This window comes from Lentzea sp. NPDC051208 (assembly GCF_040682435.1).
GTDB lineage: Bacteria > Actinomycetota > Actinomycetes > Mycobacteriales > Pseudonocardiaceae > Lentzea > Lentzea kristufekii.
Map to the genome: position 1 here is coordinate 46,957 of NZ_JBFBAW010000011.1, position 16,996 is coordinate 63,952.

Annotated in this window: 10 protein-coding genes; 7 read left to right on the top strand and 3 right to left on the bottom strand. The window is 69.4% G+C overall.

The genetic code is table 11. The annotated features are described in order from the left end of the window. Positions 1 to 159: 159 nt before the first annotated feature. Positions 160 to 729 carry a Uma2 family endonuclease gene (locus AB0M48_RS26035; protein WP_363846682.1) on the top strand — a complete coding sequence of 190 codons (570 nt, stop codon included), beginning with the start codon at positions 160 to 162 and terminating at the stop codon, positions 727 to 729. Here AB0M48_RS26035 and AB0M48_RS26040 read toward each other — a convergent pair. Then, positions 726 to 1,874: an FAD-dependent monooxygenase gene (locus AB0M48_RS26040; protein WP_363846684.1), complete on the bottom strand. Its 1,149-nt coding sequence runs from the start codon at positions 1,872 to 1,874 to the stop codon at positions 726 to 728. The two genes, AB0M48_RS26035 and AB0M48_RS26040, sit on opposite strands and share 4 nt — an antisense overlap. A 555-nt stretch (positions 1,875 to 2,429) precedes the next feature. Here AB0M48_RS26040 and lgt point away from each other — a divergent pair. Genes lgt through AB0M48_RS26055 form a run of 3 tightly spaced genes read left to right on the top strand, consistent with a single transcriptional unit; the run spans position 2,430 to position 5,537 of the window. Beyond that, the gene (gene lgt, locus AB0M48_RS26045; RefSeq protein WP_363847147.1) at positions 2,430 to 3,449 is read left to right on the top strand and encodes a prolipoprotein diacylglyceryl transferase; all 1,020 of its coding nucleotides are present in this window, start codon (positions 2,430 to 2,432) and stop codon (positions 3,447 to 3,449) included. 3 nt (positions 3,450 to 3,452) lie between these two features. Continuing rightward, complete coding sequence (locus AB0M48_RS26050; protein WP_363846686.1) at positions 3,453 to 4,115, top strand: response regulator transcription factor; 663 nt, start codon at positions 3,453 to 3,455, stop codon at positions 4,113 to 4,115. Between the two features lie 48 nt (positions 4,116 to 4,163). Beyond that, entirely contained in the window at positions 4,164 to 5,537 is a 1,374-nt protein-coding gene (locus tag AB0M48_RS26055; protein WP_363846688.1) for a HAMP domain-containing sensor histidine kinase, read from the top strand. Here AB0M48_RS26055 and AB0M48_RS26060 read toward each other — a convergent pair. Then, positions 5,506 to 6,405 carry a TAXI family TRAP transporter solute-binding subunit gene (locus AB0M48_RS26060; RefSeq protein WP_363846690.1) on the bottom strand — a complete coding sequence of 300 codons (900 nt, stop codon included), beginning with the start codon at positions 6,403 to 6,405 and terminating at the stop codon, positions 5,506 to 5,508. The two genes, AB0M48_RS26055 and AB0M48_RS26060, sit on opposite strands and share 32 nt — an antisense overlap. Before the next feature lie 112 nt (positions 6,406 to 6,517). Between AB0M48_RS26060 and dctA the strand changes: the two genes are divergently transcribed. The 3 genes from dctA (at position 6,518) to AB0M48_RS26075 (ending at position 14,442) form a co-directional block, all read left to right on the top strand. Continuing rightward, entirely contained in the window at positions 6,518 to 7,879 is a 1,362-nt protein-coding gene (gene dctA, locus AB0M48_RS26065) for a C4-dicarboxylate transporter DctA (RefSeq protein WP_363846692.1), read from the top strand. A gap of 541 nt (positions 7,880 to 8,420) precedes the next feature. Next, positions 8,421 to 12,944: a glutamate synthase large subunit gene (gene gltB, locus AB0M48_RS26070; RefSeq protein WP_363846694.1), complete on the top strand. Its 4,524-nt coding sequence runs from the start codon at positions 8,421 to 8,423 to the stop codon at positions 12,942 to 12,944. Next, positions 12,937 to 14,442, top strand: coding sequence for a glutamate synthase subunit beta (locus AB0M48_RS26075; protein WP_363846696.1), 1,506 nt, complete (start codon positions 12,937 to 12,939; stop codon positions 14,440 to 14,442). The genes gltB and AB0M48_RS26075 overlap by 8 nt, the downstream gene beginning before the upstream one ends. Positions 14,443 to 14,769: 327 nt before the next feature. Here the strand turns inward: AB0M48_RS26075 and AB0M48_RS26080 are convergent, their stop codons facing one another. Next, a complete protein-coding gene (locus AB0M48_RS26080) occupies positions 14,770 to 16,836 on the bottom strand; it encodes a toll/interleukin-1 receptor domain-containing protein (protein ID WP_363846698.1) in 2,067 nt (688 codons plus the stop codon). Positions 16,837 to 16,996: the final 160 nt, after the last annotated feature.

Consider the following 16,996-nt stretch of genomic DNA (forward strand, 5'->3'; position numbering starts at 1 on the left):
ACAGATTCGAACACCTGATCGAGTGAATCCAAGTCGGTTGGGGCCAAAACCCCGTTTGACTGCCGGTCTGAGCTGCGATCGTGGGCTCATGCACAAGCCGGCCATTCGCCCGGCGTGCCACACTGGTGGTACGCAGGCGGTCAACGGAGGTGATGCCCAATGGCGGCGCCAGCCGAAGCTCGGCCCGATGTCCTGCTGCCCGCTCACGAAGGGCCGTGGACGCTCGAAGACGTCCTTGCTCTGCCGGAGGACAACAGTCAGCGCATCGAGCTCGTTGACGGGATGCTGTACGTGAGCCCGCTGGGGAACGCGGTGCACCAGCGATTGGTGTTCGAGGCGTCGTACTCGTTGCGTGGAGCGTGCCCGAAGGAGTTCGAGACCACGATCGAGCTGAACGTCCAGTTCGACGGCGATCGGTTGTTCATCCCGGACTTCACAGTGCTGAAGAAGCGGGGCGCGAAAGGCTTGACCGTGCCTGCGGCAGAGGTACTCCTCATCGGTGAGGTGCTCTCCCGGAGCACCAAAGTGAATGACTTGGTGCTCAAGCGTCAGATGTACGCGGAAGCCGGTGTCTCCTACTACCTGATCATTGATCCGGCCCAGGACGTTCCCAAGGCGAAGTTGTTCGAGCTCGGAGATAAGGGGAAGTACGTCGAGATCGCGCGCAGCGCCGCCGGCGTGCTGACGTTCGACCGGCCGTTCCCGGTGACGATCGAACTGCCCTCTTAGCTGTAGAGCCACTCCAGCCGGTCGTGCAGTTCGGCGACGGTCCACGAGGCGAACATCGCGTCACGGGACTTCGCTGCCTCGCCGACCGGGTGGTAGACCTCCCGACCCATAGCCCTCGAGGCGTGGTGGACGCGCGCGGTCCGCTCCGAGCGGAGCGCCACGTACCGCGCAAAAGAGCCGGCCACGTCCTGAAAGGCGAACGCGGAGGAGAGGCAGACGGCGTCCTCCAGCGCCTGACAGGCGCCCTGCGCGGCGTACTGCAGCACGGGATGGGCGGCGTCCCCGAGCAGCACGACGCGTGAGTTTTGCCAGTCCGTGATCGGCGTGCGGTCGCACAGCACCCACGCACGCCACTCGTCGGCGAGTTCCATGATCCGAGCCGCGTCGTCGCACAACGGCGTGAAGTGCTTCAGCACCTCGGCGTGCTCGACGGGCTTGCCGTTCATGGGCTCCGCGGCGCCGTTGTCCGTGGTGGCAACGAGGTTCACGTACCGTCCACCGGCGATCACGTACCAGACGACGTGGTAGCGCGGCCCCGCCCACAGCGTGACGACGTTCTCCTTCAACGAATGCGGCACGTTCTGCGAAGGAATGACCGCGCGGAACGTCGTGTGCCCGGATACCTGCGGATCCCCGTCGCCCACGAGTTGCCGCCGCACCACCGACCGCAGGCCGTCCGCGCCGATCAGCGCCTCCCCGTGCACGAGATCGCCCGACCGCAGCACCGCCGTGACCCCGTCCGCGTCCTGCGTGTAGCCCTCGACGGCGCTGTTCACCCGGAGGTCGATCCGCTCTTCGGTCTGGCAGGCGTCGAGCAACGGCGCGAGCACGTCGTTGCGGTGCACCACCGCATAGGTGCCGAATCGCGCCTGAAAACCCGCGTCGATCGGCAACCCGGCGATCTGCCGCCCGGACACCCCGCACCGCAACCGCAACTCGTCCACGTGCACGGCCCGGGAGCGCACCGCGGCACCCACGCCCAGCGAGTCGAGCATGCGGAACCCGTTGGGCCCGACCTGGATGCCCGCGCCGATCTCCTCGAACGCCGCCGCGGCTTCGAGCACCGTCACCCGCACACCGGCCCGCGCGAGCCCGAGCGCCGTCGCCAGCCCGCCGATACCGCCGCCGACCACCAGGACCGTCATGTCCGACCTTTCCCGAGTCCGCCCAGAACCGCGTCCGAGTATTTCGGTTCGTGCCCGGCGGTGGGCGCGGCAGGACGGACTCGCCTTGGGGAGGGGCCACGACTCGCGGACTGCCCGGCTCGGGTCTTCGCGATCATGAACGCCTGAGATCGCACGTTCGGCCCGCGGGCAGGCAGCGCCCCGTAGGCAGGTAGCGGTCCCGTGGACAGGCAGCGCCCCCGCAGACTGGTAGCGCTCCCCGCAGACTGGTAGCGCCCCCCGCAGACAGGCAGCGCCCCGCAGGCAGGCGGCGGTCCCGCGAGCGGGCAGCGCCCTGCAGACAGGCGGTGGGTGAACGGGCACCGTTCCACCATCCGGCGAGCGGCCCACAAGGTGCACGGCCCGGCGTCCCGGAGTCGGAGCTCAACGCGCCTATGCACAGCTACCACACACACGCACCAGGCCGGGTACCCCCAATTTCTATTCTAGTGATCGGCACCGACAGGGTTCGGGCTCGATAACGATCGTGCGCCCCCACGAGACGCTCACAGGCCGACCGGTACGGTGGGCGCCGTGTTGGACGCCCTTCTGGCCACGATCCCGAGTCCCGACCGCGGTGTTTGGTACCTCGGTCCGCTCCCCATCAGGGCCTATGCGCTTTGCATCATCGCCGGCATCGTCGTCGCGATCTGGTGGGGTGAGCGCCGCTGGGTCGCGCGCGGCGGCATCAAGGGCGAGGTCACGGACATCGCCGTGTGGGCGGTGCCGTTCGGTCTCGTCGGCGGGCGGCTCTACCACGTCATCACCGACAACCAGAAGTACTTCGGGCCGGGCAAGGACCCGCTCGCGGCGCTGCAGATCTGGAACGGTGGCCTCGGCATCTGGGGTGCCATCGCGCTCGGTGCCGTCGGTGCCTGGATCGCGTGCCGCCGCAGGGGCATTCCGCTGCCGGCGATGGCGGACGCGCTCGCGCCCGGCATCGTGGTCGCGCAGGCCATCGGGCGGCTCGGCAACTACTTCAACCAGGAGCTCTACGGCGGCGACACGACGTTGCCGTGGGGCCTGGAGATCTACCGTCGCGTCACGCCCGAGGGGCGTGAGGACGCGCTGGCGGGCATCGCCATCGACCACACGCCGATCCAGGTCGTGCACCCGACGTTCCTCTACGAACTGCTGTGGAACCTCGGTGTCGCGCTGCTGATCGTGTGGGCGGACCGGAAGTTCCGGCTGGGCCACGGCCGGGTCTTCGCGCTTTATGTCGCGGGCTACACGGCCGGTCGGTTCTGGATCGAGCTCATGCGCACCGACGAGGCGACGCTGATCTTCGGCACGCGCGTGAACGTGTTCGTGTCGGCGATCGTGTTCTTCGGAGCGGTCGCGTACTTCGTCATCGCCAAGTCCCGCGGTGAGCGTGAGGACGTCGCCGCGCTGCGCGGCACCGGAGGAGACCCCGCCGAACCCGGGGCAGAAGCGGCGGATGCGACGGACGTGACCGGAGCAGAGGCCGTGGAGGACAAGAGCGTCGCCGGGGACAACGAGGACGACGCCGCCGAGAAGGACAAGAAGAACTCCCCGGAGTCCGTCAAACCGGAGTGATCTGTGCGCGTGCTCGTCGTCGAGGATGACGACCGGGTGGCCCGAGGCCTGCTGACCGCCCTGCGGCACGCGGGCTACGAGGTGCATCGGGTGGCCACGGCCGCCGACGCGCTGCGTGCCGCGCCCGCCGACGTGGTGCTGCTCGACCTCGGCCTGCCCGACGGCGACGGCCTCGACGTGCTGCGCGAGTTGCGGCACCGGCCGGGCACCGCCGTCATCACGGTGACCGCACGCGGTGAGGAACGGGAACGCGTGCTCGGCCTGCGTGCCGGGGCCGACGACTACGTGGTGAAGCCCTTCGGGACGTCGGAGCTCCTCGCCCGGATCGAGGCGGTCCTCAGGAGGACGCGCACGCACCGCGCGGAGCCGGAGGCCGAGGGGCCGATCCAGATCGGTCCGCTGCGGATCATCGCCTCGACGCGGGTCGCCACTGTGGACGGTGAGCCGCTCTCGCTGACCCGCAAGGAGTTCGACCTCCTCGCGCTCCTCGCGACCCGCAAGGGCGAGGTGGTGAGCCGCGACTTCATCGTGGACCAGGTGTGGCAGGCGCACTGGGAGGCGCCGTCGCGGACGCTCGACACGCACATCGCGGCGTTGCGCGGCAAGCTCGGCGGCCACGTCAAGATCGAGACGGTCAGGGGAGTGGGCTACCGGCTCGCCACGTGACGAGTGTCCGAGAGACATCCACAGGGTGTTGCGGAACAATCACAACCGATGCTCCGCCGACTGCTCGTCATCACCGTTCCGCTGCTCGTCGCCCTGGTCGCGGCGCTCGGCATCCCCTTGGCGTCCGCAGTCGTGCAGCGTGAGACCCAGACGACCTACCTCGACCGCCTCAGCGACGCGAGCCGGTTCGCGGCGCTCGGCGAGAGCGCGTTGCAGTCGGACCGGCTGGAGGCGCTGAGCCAGGAGATCCAGCGCTACGACCACCTCTACGACATCCCGGTCGCACTGGTCAGCGCCGACAAGCGGATCCTGCTGGCGTCACGGCAGGGGTTCGACCCCAGCAACGATTCCGAGGTCACGAAGTCGCTCAACACGGCGCTGAACGGCGGCGTGCGGCCCGAGCCCGAGTACACGGGCTGGCCGTGGCGCACCGGGCCGCTGGTCGTCGTCGAACCGGTCGGGCGGGACAGCGAGGTGGTGGCCGCGGTCGTCACGATCTCGCAGACGCGGGGCCTGCGGACCGAGGTGCTGCGGCAGTGGGGGCTGATGGCGCTGGCCGGGCTCGCGCCGATGCTGGCCGTGGTCGCCGCCGCCTGGCCCATGTCGCGGTGGGTGCTCAGGCCGGTCGGCAGGCTCGACGAGGCGACCGCCGCCGTGGCCGCGGGAAACCTGGACGTGCGGGCGGACGAGGTCGGCGGGCCGCAGGAGCTCCGCAGGCTCGCGCGCAGCTTCAACACCATGGTCGACGTCGTCGGCAAGGCCCTGAACAGGCAGAAGGCGTTCGTGGCCGACGCGTCGCACCAGCTGCGGAACCCATTGGCGAGTCTCCGGCTGGCCGTGGACAACCTCGAGCCGCACGTGGACGGCGAGCTCGCGAGGGAAGCGCACCAGATCGCGGTCGAGGAGGCCGAGGAGATGGGGCGCGTGCTCGACACGCTGCTCGCCGCGACCCGGCTCGACAGCGCGCGGCAGACCGAGCCCGTCGAGATCGACCAGCTGCTCGCGACGCACCGGGCGGCCTGGCAGGCGCTCGCGAGCCGGTCCGGTGTCACGCTGAAGATCGACGTGCCGGCGGGCCTCACCATGCAGGAACCGCCCGGCGGCCTCGGCAGCGTGCTCGACGAGCTCGTCAGCAACGCCATCCGGCTCGCCAACGCCACCGAGGTCACGATCACCGGCGAGCACGGTGAGCTGCACGTCGTCGACAACGGCGACGGCCTGAGCGCCGAGGAGCGCGAGCTCGCGCTGCAGCGGTTCTGGCGCGCCACCAGGCACCAGAACATCGCGGGCACCGGGATGGGCCTCGCGATCTGCGCCGAGCTGATCGAGTCGGCCGGCGGCACGCTCACCCTGCACGACGCGGACCCGGGACTGGACGTGAAGGTCGCCCTCAGCGCTTCACGGATCGGAACCAGCGCATAGCGCCGTCGTGCAGCGGCACGAGTCCGGTCGCGATGCCGGTGCGGACGTTGATCCGCGACGCTTCCGGATGGCCCTCCACGATCCGCGCGGTCTCGGTGAACACCGTGCGCGTCACGACCTCGACGACGTCCGCGCTCAGCGACTCGCGTGCCAGCAGCAGGTTCGGCACCGCGAACGTCTGGTTCGCCGCCACGTCCTCGTAGGTGGTGCTGGGGATCGTCGCCGGGATGTAGGGGCCCTTGTACTTCTCGGCGAGCTTGACCGCTTCCAGCGGGATGTTGACCAGCCGCACGTCGCCCTGCAGATCGGTGATCGCGGGCGTCGGGATGCCGGTCAGCGCCAGCATCGCGTCCAGTGATCCGTCCGCGACGCGACGGGACGCCTCGGCGTGCGCCATGCGTTCGTCCATTGCGGACAGGCCGAAGAACTCCAGCATCCGCTTGGCGGTGAACTCCGTGCCGGAACCGATGGGCCCCAACGAGATCCGCTTGCCCGCGAGATCACCGAAGGTGCGGATCGGCGACCCCGCCGGGACCGCGATCTGCATGAAGCTGTCGTAGAGCCGGCCGACCGCGCGGACGCTCTGCGGGTCGTCGATCGGGTCCAAAGAGGACAGCGCGAGCTGGGCTTCACCTGATCGCAGCAACTGCAGGTTCTCGACCGACGCCGCCGTCGGGATGGCGGTGACCTTCGTGCCGGGCAGCTGCTCGGCCAGCGCCGCCGCCAGGGCCCCTCCGACCTCGCGGAACACCGCGCCCTCCGGCCCGGTCGCGAGCACCAGTTCAGCGGGTGCCTCGACCCTGCGCGGGGTGCACCCGGCAAGAGCCAGTCCGGCCCCTAGCAGAAGCGTGCGACGGCTGAGCGACACCGGCGAAGCCTAGCTGTTACGTCAGGGCTGTCTGAAGTTTCCTCAGGTCGGCTTGTCGGGCCTGGTGGCGCGGCTCACTCTCTCTCCCAACACGTAGTTCAAGGAGGAACAAGTGGCGACCACCACAACAGGCCGCAAACCGATCTACAAGCACCTCTACTTCTGGGTCCTTGTCTCCATCGTGCTGGGCGCGGCCGTCGGCTTCCTGTTCCCCAAACAGGCGTCCGAGATGAAGTGGCTCGCCGACCTGTTCGTGAACCTCGTGAAGGTCGTCATAGCGCCGACCATCTTCGCGACGATCATCGTCGGCATCGCGGGCCTCGGAAACCTCGCCAAGGCGGGCGGGCTCGCGCTCAAGACGATTCTCTACTTCACCGCGATGACCACGGTGGCGCTCGCCATCGGCCTCATCGTCGTGAACATCGTGCAGCCGGGTCACCACGGCGGCGACATCGCGCTCAACGCGAGCCAGGCCGACGCGACGCTGAAGTCCGCCTCGACCGCAGAGACGGGCATCACCGGCTTCATCCTGAGCCTGGTGCCGAAGTCGTTCGTCAGCGCGTTCACCGACGGCCAGCTGATCCAGGTGCTCGTGGTCGCCATCCTCGTGGCCGTCGCGGTCGCCGGCATGGGTGAGCGCGGCGCCAAGGTCGTCTCCGCGATGGAGACGCTCTCCAAGGTGATGTTCGGCATCATCAAGATCGTCATGTACGTCGCGCCGATCGGTGCCTTCGGCGGCATCGCCTACACCGTCGGCAAGTTCGGCGGCAGCGTGCTCGGCAAGCTGCTGTGGCTGATGGGCTCGTTCTACGCCACCTGCATCCTGTTCGTCATCGTGGTGCTCGGCCTGGTCGCGAAGTTCGCGGGCTTCAGCCTCTTCAAGTTCCTGCGCTACATCAAGGACGAGCTCCTGATCGTGCTCGGCACCTCGTCGTCGGAGTCCGTGCTGCCGCGCATGATGGTCAAGCTGGAGGCGGCGGGCGCCCAGAAGTCGGTCGTCGGCCTCACCATCCCGACCGGGTACTCGTTCAACCTCGACGGCACCTGCATCTACCTGACCATGGGCGCGATCTTCATCGCCCAGGCCACCGGCAACGACGTGTCGATCGGCGTCCAGATCGGCCTGCTGCTGTTCATGCTGATCGCGTCGAAGGGCGCGGCGGGCGTCACCGGCGCCGGCCTCGTCACCCTGGCCGCGTCGCTGCAGGCCTTCGAGGCCCACTCGGCCATCCCCGCGGTCGGCATCGCGCTGATCGTCGGCATCGACCGCTTCATGTCCGAGGCCCGCGCCATCACGAACGTGATCGGCAACGGTGTCGGGTCGCTCGTGGTCGCCGCCTGGCAGAAGGGCCTCGACAAGGAGCGCCTGACCGAGGTGCTGAACAACCCCGACAGCGTCGACGTCGACGACCTGCTGGCCCAGCAGACCGGCGCCGAGGGCGACGACAAGAAGGAGCCGGTCGCGGCTCACTGACGACGTCCGTGGCTGGAGGCGACTCTTCCCGCCTCCAGCCACGAGACCCGGCCTCCATGTATGCCGAGGTCCCGCTCTCCCCGCATGCGGCGCGGGGTGAACGGGACCTCGGTCTCGTTTGGTGGGGAACAATCCTGATCCGCCCGAATGGACGGAGCCCGCTCGACCTCCGCTGGAAGAGGTGAGCGTCCGCTAACTGGGACGGCAGGCGGCTGGACAGCCAAAACCGCTCTCTACCCAGCTCATCCACTGGCAAACCGGGAATGTCGCGCAACTCTCATCGGCCTGGCCGAAGTTGAACGTTCGGTTACGCTTACCCGGCTGTAACGAACGCCGACGTTGGCCGCAATGTCGTTCCGCAGCCGGGAATCGTTACAGTTTGATGACCTAGATCACCCATTGGAGGGTGTCCCTGGGTTTCGCGGCTGTTAAAGTCGCGTCAACACGCGGGCCATCGTCGTCCCGTGCTCCCACCTGTTGGTACGAGGTCTGAGCACGAGGACTTTGTTCTTTAGCGAGGACGACGAAGGAGGTCTGCGCAGTGATCTTCTCCGCCATCCCCGGCCCCCAGGGTCTCTACGACCCGGCTGATGAGCGCGACGCGTGCGGCGTCGCCATGGTGGCCGACATCCAGGGCAGGCGTTCCCACGGCATCGTGAGCGATGCCTTGACAGCGCTAGCGAACCTGGAGCACCGGGGCGCCGCCGGCGCCGAACCCACGTCGGGTGACGGTGCTGGCATTCTCTTGCAGTTGCCGGACGAGTTCCTGCGTGCTGTGGTCGAGTTCGAGCTTCCGGAACGCGACCGGTACGCGGCGGGAATCGCTTTCCTGCCGTTTGAACCCGAAGAACGCGCTACCGCGATGCAGGAGATCGAGCGCATCGCCGAGCAGGAGAACCTCGTCGTTCTCGGCTGGCGCGACGTCCCGGTCGACCCTGAAGGGGCGAACGTCGGCCCGACCGCGATGTCGGTGGCGCCGCACTTCGCGCAGCTGTTCGTGAAGGGCACGCGGGACGAGGCCGGCATCGCCCTCGACCGCCTGGCCTTCTGCCTGCGCAAGCGGGTCGAGCACGAGGGCAGCGTCTACTTCCCGTCGCTGTCGGCGCGCACGATCGTCTACAAGGGAATGCTGACGACCGAGCAGCTGCCGGCGTTCTTCCCCGACCTGCACGACGAGCGCCTCTACTCGGCGATCGCGTTGGTGCACAGTCGTTTCTCCACGAACACCTTCCCCTCGTGGCCGCTCGCGCACCCGTTCCGGTTCGTCGCGCACAACGGTGAGATCAACACCGTCCGCGGCAACCGCAACCGCATGCGCGCCCGTGAGGCGTTGCTGGACAGCGACCTCATCCCGGGCGACCTCGCCCGGCTGTTCCCGATCTGCAACCCGGACGGCTCGGACTCGGCGTCGTTCGACGAGGTGCTGGAGCTGCTGCACCTCGGCGGCCGCAGCCTTCCGCACGCGGTGCTGATGATGATTCCCGAGGCGTGGGAGAACCACGCCACGATGGACCCGAAGCGCCGCGCGTTCTACCAGTTCCACGCGTCGCTGATGGAGCCGTGGGACGGTCCGGCCTGTGTCACCTTCACCGACGGTGAGCTCGTCGGCGCGGTGCTCGATCGCAACGGCCTGCGTCCCGCCCGCTGGTGGCAGACCGCCGACGGCCGCGTCGTGCTCGCGTCCGAGACCGGTGTGCTCGACGTGCCGTCCGACCAGGTCGTCGCGAAGGGCCGCCTGCAGCCCGGCCGCATGTTCCTCGTGGACACCACCCAGGGCCGCATCATCGACGACGAGGAGTTCAAGTCGTCGCTGGCCTCGGAGTCGCCCTACGACGAGTGGCTGCACGCCGGCCTGCTCGACCTGGCCGACCTGCAGGACCGCGAGCACGTGGTGCAGAGCCACGAGTCCGTCGTGCGCCGCCAGCTCACCTTCGGCTACACCGAGGAGGAGCTGCGGATCCTGCTCACGCCCATGTCGATCATGGGCATGGAGCCGCTGGCCTCGATGGGCACCGACACCCCGGTCGCCGCGCTCAGCCAGCGCTCCCGGCTGCTCTACGACTACTTCGTGCAGAACTTCGCGCAGGTCACGAACCCGCCGCTGGACGCGATCCGCGAAGAGATCGTCACGTCCGTCAAGCGCGTGATGGGCCCCGAGCAGAACCTGCTCGACCCCGGCCCCGTCTCGTGCCGCCACGTGACGCTCGACTACCCGGTCATCGACAACGACGAGCTCGCCAAGCTCATCCACATCAACGACGACGGCGACCTGCCGGGCTTCGCCTGCACGGTCCTTTCCGGACTGTACGAGGTCGACGGCGGGGGCGATGCCCTCGCCGCCGCGATCGAGCGCGTGCGTCGCGAGGCGTCGGAGGCCATCGCGAACGGCGCTCGGACGCTGGTGCTGTCCGACCGCGACTCGGACCACCGCATGGCGCCGATCCCGTCGCTGCTGCTCGTCTCCTCGGTGCACCACCACCTGGTGCGCACCAAGGAACGCCTGCGCGTCGCGCTCGTCGTCGAGTCCGGTGACTGCCGCGAGGTCCACCACGTCGCCGCGCTGCTGAGCTACGGCGCCGCCGCGGTGAACCCGTACCTCGCGTTCGAGACGATCGAGGACCTGATCAGCCAGGGCGCCATCACCGGCGTGCCCGCGCACAAGGCCGTGCGCAACTACGTCAAGGCGCTCGTCAAGGGCGTCCTGAAGATCATGTCGAAGATGGGCATCTCGACCGTCGGCGCCTACACCGCGGCGCAGATCTTCGAGGCGGTCGGCCTGTCGAACGACCTGTTGGACGAGTACTTCACCGGCACGCAGTCGAAGCTCGGCGGCGCCGGCCTGGAGGTGCTCGCCGAGGAGGTCGCGCTGCGCCACCGCCGCGCGTACCCGGACAACCCGACCGACCGCGCGCACCGCAGGCTCGAGGTCGGCGGCGAGTACTCGTACCGCCGCGAGGGCGAGCTGCACCTGTTCACGCCGGAGACGGTGTTCCTGCTGCAGCACGCCACGAAGACGCGCAAGGAAGAGGTCTTCCGCCAGTACACGGCGGAGGTCGAGCGCATCTCCCGGCAAGGCGGCACGTTGCGCGGGCTGTTCAAGTTCCGCAACGAGGGCCGCACGCCGATCCCGATCGACGAGGTCGAGCCCGTCAGCTCGATCGTCAAGCGCTTCAACACCGGCGCCATGTCGTACGGCTCGATCTCGGCCGAGGCGCACGAGACCCTCGCCATCGCGATGAACCGCCTCGGCGGCCGGTCGAACAGCGGTGAGGGCGGCGAGGACCGCGAGCGCCTGTACGACCCGGAACGGCGTTCCGCGGTCAAGCAGGTCGCGAGTGGACGGTTCGGCGTCACGAGCGAGTACCTCGTGAACGCCACGGACATCCAGATCAAGATGGCGCAGGGCGCGAAGCCCGGCGAGGGCGGCCAGCTGCCCGGCTTCAAGGTCTACCCGTGGGTCGCGCGCACCCGGCACTCCACGCCGGGTGTCGGCCTGATCTCGCCGCCGCCGCACCACGACATCTACTCGATCGAGGACCTGGCGCAGCTCATCCACGATCTGAAGAACGCGAACGAGCAGGCACGGGTTCACGTGAAGCTCGTCTCGTCGATCGGCGTGGGCACGGTCGCGGCGGGTGTCGCCAAGGCGCACGCGGACGTCGTGCTGATCTCGGGCTACGACGGCGGCACCGGTGCCTCGCCGATGAACTCGCTCAAGCACGCCGGAACGCCGTGGGAGATCGGCCTCGCCGAGACCCAGCAGACGTTGCTGCTCAACGGCCTGCGCGACCGCATCACCGTCCAGGTCGACGGCGCGATGCGCACCGGCCGTGACGTCGTGGTCGCCGCGCTGCTCGGCGCCGAGGAGTTCGGCTTCGCCACCGCGCCGCTGATCGTCGCGGGCTGCGTGATGATGCGCGTCTGCCACCTGGACACGTGCCCGGTCGGCGTCGCCACGCAGAACCCCGACCTGCGCGCCCGCTACACCGGCCAGGCCGACCACGTCGTGAACTTCTTCGAGTTCATCGCGCAGGAGGCCCGCGAGATCCTCGCCGAGCTGGGCTTCCGCACGATCGACGAGGCCGTCGGTCACGCGGAGCTGCTCGACAAGGACGAGGCGATCGAGCACTGGAAGACCGCGGGCCTGAACCTGGACCCGGTCTTCGAGGTGCCCCAGACCCCGTACCCGACGGCGAAGCGCAAGATCCGCGACCAGGACCACGGCCTCGACAAGGCCCTGGACCGCACGCTGATCCAGCTCGCCGAGGCGGCGCTGGAGGACGCGCACCAGGTCACCCTGGAACTGCCCGTCCGCAACGTCAACCGCACGGTCGGCACGCTGCTCGGCGCCGAGGTCACCCGCCGCTACGGCGGCGAGGGCCTGGAGGACGACACGATCCGGGTCAAGCTGACCGGGTCGGCCGGGCAGTCGCTCGGCGCGTTCCTGCCGCGCGGCATCACGCTGGAGATGGTCGGCGACGCGAACGACTACGTCGGCAAGGGCCTGTCCGGCGGGCGGATCATCGTCCGGCCGCACGACGACGCGCCGTTCCGCGCCGAGGACCAGGTGATCGCGGGCAACGTGATCGGCTACGGCGCCACGTCCGGTGAGATCTTCCTGCGCGGCCGGGTCGGCGAACGCTTCTGCGTCCGCAACTCCGGCGCGTTGCTGGTGGCGGAGGGCGTGGGCGACCACGCGTTCGAATACATGACCGGTGGCCGGGCCGTGGTGCTCGGGCCGACCGGGCGCAACGTCGCGGCCGGCATGTCCGGCGGCATCGCGTACGTGCTCGACCTGGATCCCCTGTCGGTGAACCAGGAGATGGTGAATCTGCAGCGCCTCAGCGCCGAGGACCTGCGTTGGCTCAAGGACGCCGTCACCAAGCACCACAACGCGACGGGCTCTGCCGTCGCCGCGTCGCTGCTCGGCGACTGGACCCGGCGGGCCGGTGCGTTCACGAAGGTCATGCCCGGTGACTACCAGCGCGTTCTCGAGGCCATGCGCCTCGCCCGCGCCGAGGGCCGGGATGTTGACGCGGCTGTCATGGAGGCGTCTCGTGGCTGATCCACAGGGATTCATGAAGTACACCCGCTCGGACGCGCCGAAGCGTCCGAAGCCGGAACGACTGCAGGACTGGAACGAGGTCTACCTCCACGAGGACCCCGTCGAGCGCAACAACGCCGTGCGCACGCAGGCCACGCGGTGCATGGACTGCGGCATTCCCTTCTGCCACAGCGGAACGGCGGGTTGTCCACTCGGGAACCTGATCCCGGAGTGGAACGACCTGGTGCGCCGCGGCGACTGGGAGCTCGCCTCGGACCGGTTGCACGCCACCAACAACTTCCCGGAGTTCACGGGTCGTCTGTGCCCGGCACCGTGTGAGGCCGCCTGCGTGCTGTCGATCTCGCACGACGCCGGTGGTGCCGTCGCGATCAAGCGGGTCGAGGAGACCATCGCGGACGTGTCGTGGGAGAACGGCTACGTGCAGCCGGCCCAGGCGACGGTGTCCTCCGGCAAGCGCGTCGCGATCGTCGGTTCCGGCCCCGCCGGACTCGCCGCCGCGCAGCAGCTGACCCGCGCGGGCCACGAGGTCGTCGTGTACGAGCGGGACGACCGGCTCGGTGGCCTGCTGCGGTACGGCATCCCCGAGTTCAAGATGGAGAAGAAGGTCCTCGACCGGCGCCTGGCGCAGCTTCGCCGTGAGGGCACCAAGTTCGTCACCGGCTGCGAGGTCGGCGTCGACATCACCGTCGAGGAGCTGCGGGCCGAGTTCGACTCGGTCGTGCTCGCCGTCGGTGCGCTGCGGGGCCGTGACGACAAGACGACTCCGGGGCGCGAGCTCAAGGGCGTGCACCTCGCGATGGACCACCTGGTCCCCGCGAACCGCGCCGTCGAGGGCGACGGCCCGTCCCCGATCTCGGCCGAGGGCAAGCACGTCATCGTCATCGGCGGTGGCGACACGGGCGCCGACTGCTACGGCACCGCGACCCGCCAGGGCGCGCTGTCCGTGACGCAGCTCGACCAGTACCCGATGCCGCCGTCGGTCCGCGACGACGACCGTTCACCGTGGCCGGTGTGGCCGCACATCCTGCGCACGTACCCCGCGCACGAGGAGGCCGGCGAGCGCCGCTTCACCGTGGCGGTCAAGCGTTTCGTGGGCGACGACGACGGTCACGTGCGCTTCATCGAGCTGCAGCAGGTGCGCGTCGAGAAGGACTCGTCCGGCCGCCGCAGGGTGGTGCCGCTGACCGACGAGATCGAGGTCCTGCCCGCGGACATGGTGCTGCTGGCCATCGGCTTCGAAGGCGTCGAGCACATGCGGTTGCTCGACGACCTGGGCATCTCCCTGACGCAGCGCGGCACGATCTCGTGCGGCTCCGACTGGCAGACGACCGCGCCCGGCGTGTTCGTCTGCGGGGACGCCCACCGCGGCGCCTCCCTCGTGGTGTGGGCCATCGCGGAGGGGCGGTCCGTGGCGAACGCCGTGGACAGCTTCCTCACGGGTTCCTCGAACCTGCCTTCGCCGGTGATCCCGAACCAGCTTCCGCTCGCTGTGGTCTGACAACGGCGTCCGACCAGCGGGGAGCAGCATGACGCCCCGCGCGACAACGACGTCGCGCGGGGCGTTCGCCTTCTCCAGGGGACGTGGCTGGGCGGATGATCAAGGAGAGGTCCGGGGCATCACCCGCTGAAGCACCTGCCCGGAGGTCTGCCCGAAACGGCGGGCTACCCACGCGCCAGACTTGAGCGACTCCGGCTCAAGTTTCCGACCGCACGCGGGGACCTTTCGTGCGGTCAGAAGGCACGCGAGGCCCCCGCGTGCCGGCCGCGGTGGCGGGAGCGTGGAGGCTGGTGCGAGCTGCTTCGGGACGCGACTTCTGACGGGTGCCTAGCCGCAGGTGTCGCGGTAGGCCAGCCCCGGCAGGTGCTTGCGCCACTCGTGGGGGCTGAGGCCGCCGTCGGCGACCTCGCAGGCGCGGGCGGACAGGCCGCCGGGCGACGCCTCCCCGAACGCACTGAGCAGCGTGGTGGCCAGTTCGGCGCTCGTGTCCGGGCTGGGCGCCACCGCGTGCGCCGCCAAGCCGAGGCGCAGTGCCAGCCGCGGTGAGGAAACGCGTGCGACCTGTGCCTGCGCGACGAGTGCGCGGGCGGTCGCCTTGTCGCGGTCGACGCCGGCGTTGTACCACTGGGCGGCGGCGAGTCCCGCCGCGCCGACCGCGGCCACGAGGAACACCGCCAGCCAGCTGACCGTGCGCCTGCGGTCGCGCCGGCGTTCGTGCCGCAGCGTGTGGATGTGGTCCCGGCTCACGGCGAGGAACCGCAGGGCGTCGGGGGAGAGGTCGTCGTCGGCCACCAGCGGTGAGATGGCGGCGAACGTGTCCTCGTTGAGCAGCAGGTGGTCGGCGCACTCTCCCTCGATCCACTGCGACGCGTCCAGCTCGACGGACTGGGCGGCGCGCAGGCCGATCTGGCGCTCGTCGATCGCGCCGCGCAGCGGCAGCCACTCGGTGAACAACGCCTCGTGCGCCACGCCGATCCAGCGGCCCTGCTGGTCGCCGCTCGCGGTGAGCAGGCGGTGCCGGACGAACACCTCGAACGCGTCGCGGGTGCGGAAGTCCAGCTGGGCCAGGCTGACGCGCTTGCGGGTCGGGCTGCCGGTGTGGTCGAGCGTGGCGAGGGACGCGAGCCGGGCGAGCAGTTCCTCCTTGCCCGTCCCGGTTTCCGCCACGGCGTTGTCGAGGACGTCGTCGGCGTGACGGGCGAGTGCGCCGTGCACGCCGCCGAGGTGCTCGTACCGTTCGCTGGACAGCGTGCCGCCGCGGGGCACACCCATCGCCAGTTGCTGCAACGTGAACGCGAGCAACGGCAGCGCCTCTCCGTTCGCCGTGTCCTCGACCAGCCGCGCGACGAGCTCCGGGTGCACCTTGAGCCCGGCCACGCGGGCGGGGCCGGTGATGACGACGTTGAGCACCTCTCTCGCCAGTGGTGCCAGCACGTAGCCGCCGAGGTGGACGCCGCTCAGTTCGGGCAACGCCCGCAGGTCGTCCAGGAACTCCGACCGCAGCGTGACGATCACCCGCACGTTGTCCGCAAGCGCTTCCCTGAGCAGGCTCGCGACGATCTGGCGGTCCTTCTCGCCGGCGCGGGTGAAGAGCTCCTCGGCCTGGTCGATGGTGATCAGCAACCTGCGGTCCTCGTCCACGAGCTCCTGGGCCACGCCGCGCAGCCCGTCGAGGACGAGCCGGTCCTTGGTCTCCGCCAGCGTCCAGCGCAGGCCGACGCGTTCGGCGGTCTTGCGCACCGCTCGGGCGAGCGCGTCGAGCGGGTCGTTGCCCGGTAGCCACGGCGGCATGACGAGCCAGCGCGGGTCGTCCGCCAGCTGGGCCAGCAGGCCGGCCCTGACCAGTGACGACTTGCCGCAGCCGGACGGGCCGACGACGGCGAGCAGGCCGGGCGCACGGCGCACCCTGCGGGCGAGCGCGCGGGTCTCGGCGTCACGGCCGAAGAACACCGCGCTCAACGCCGTGGTGAACGCGTCCAGGCCGGGGAACGGCTCCTGGTCCTTCGCGAGCTTGCGGCCACCGGCGTCGAACTGCCGCAGCGCCTTCTCCAGGTGCTCGCGGGCGGTGGCGTGCGGGATGTGGTTGAGGTGCCTGATCAACGGGTGGATGACCCCGCCGAGCTGGACCGGCAGCAGCAGGCACCCCAGCGCGTCCGCGATGGCGACCTCGGCGGTGCACCAGCTCGACACGACCGACGCCTCGCTGACGACGCACACGACGGCGTCGGCCTTGCGCAGTTCGAGGTGCAGGCGCTCGCGCCAGGCCTCACCCACCTGAATCCCGTCGTCGGGATGAACTTCCAGGAAAGTTTCGTGGTCGTGGTCGAGCCAGTCCCGGATCTGTGTCGCGATCGCCACATTCTGCGTCGCGTGGCTGATGAAAACCCTCGCCACGACGGCCTCCTTTGGCATTCGGTCACCGATTGTGCAGATCTGGCAGGGATCGGTGGCCGGTTGTCCACTAATTGGCACAACTACAACGCGCGAGGATCACTCTGTGCATACGTACGTTTCCGTGAAACCGGAAACACTTTCGGGTGAAACTGCTGTGTGA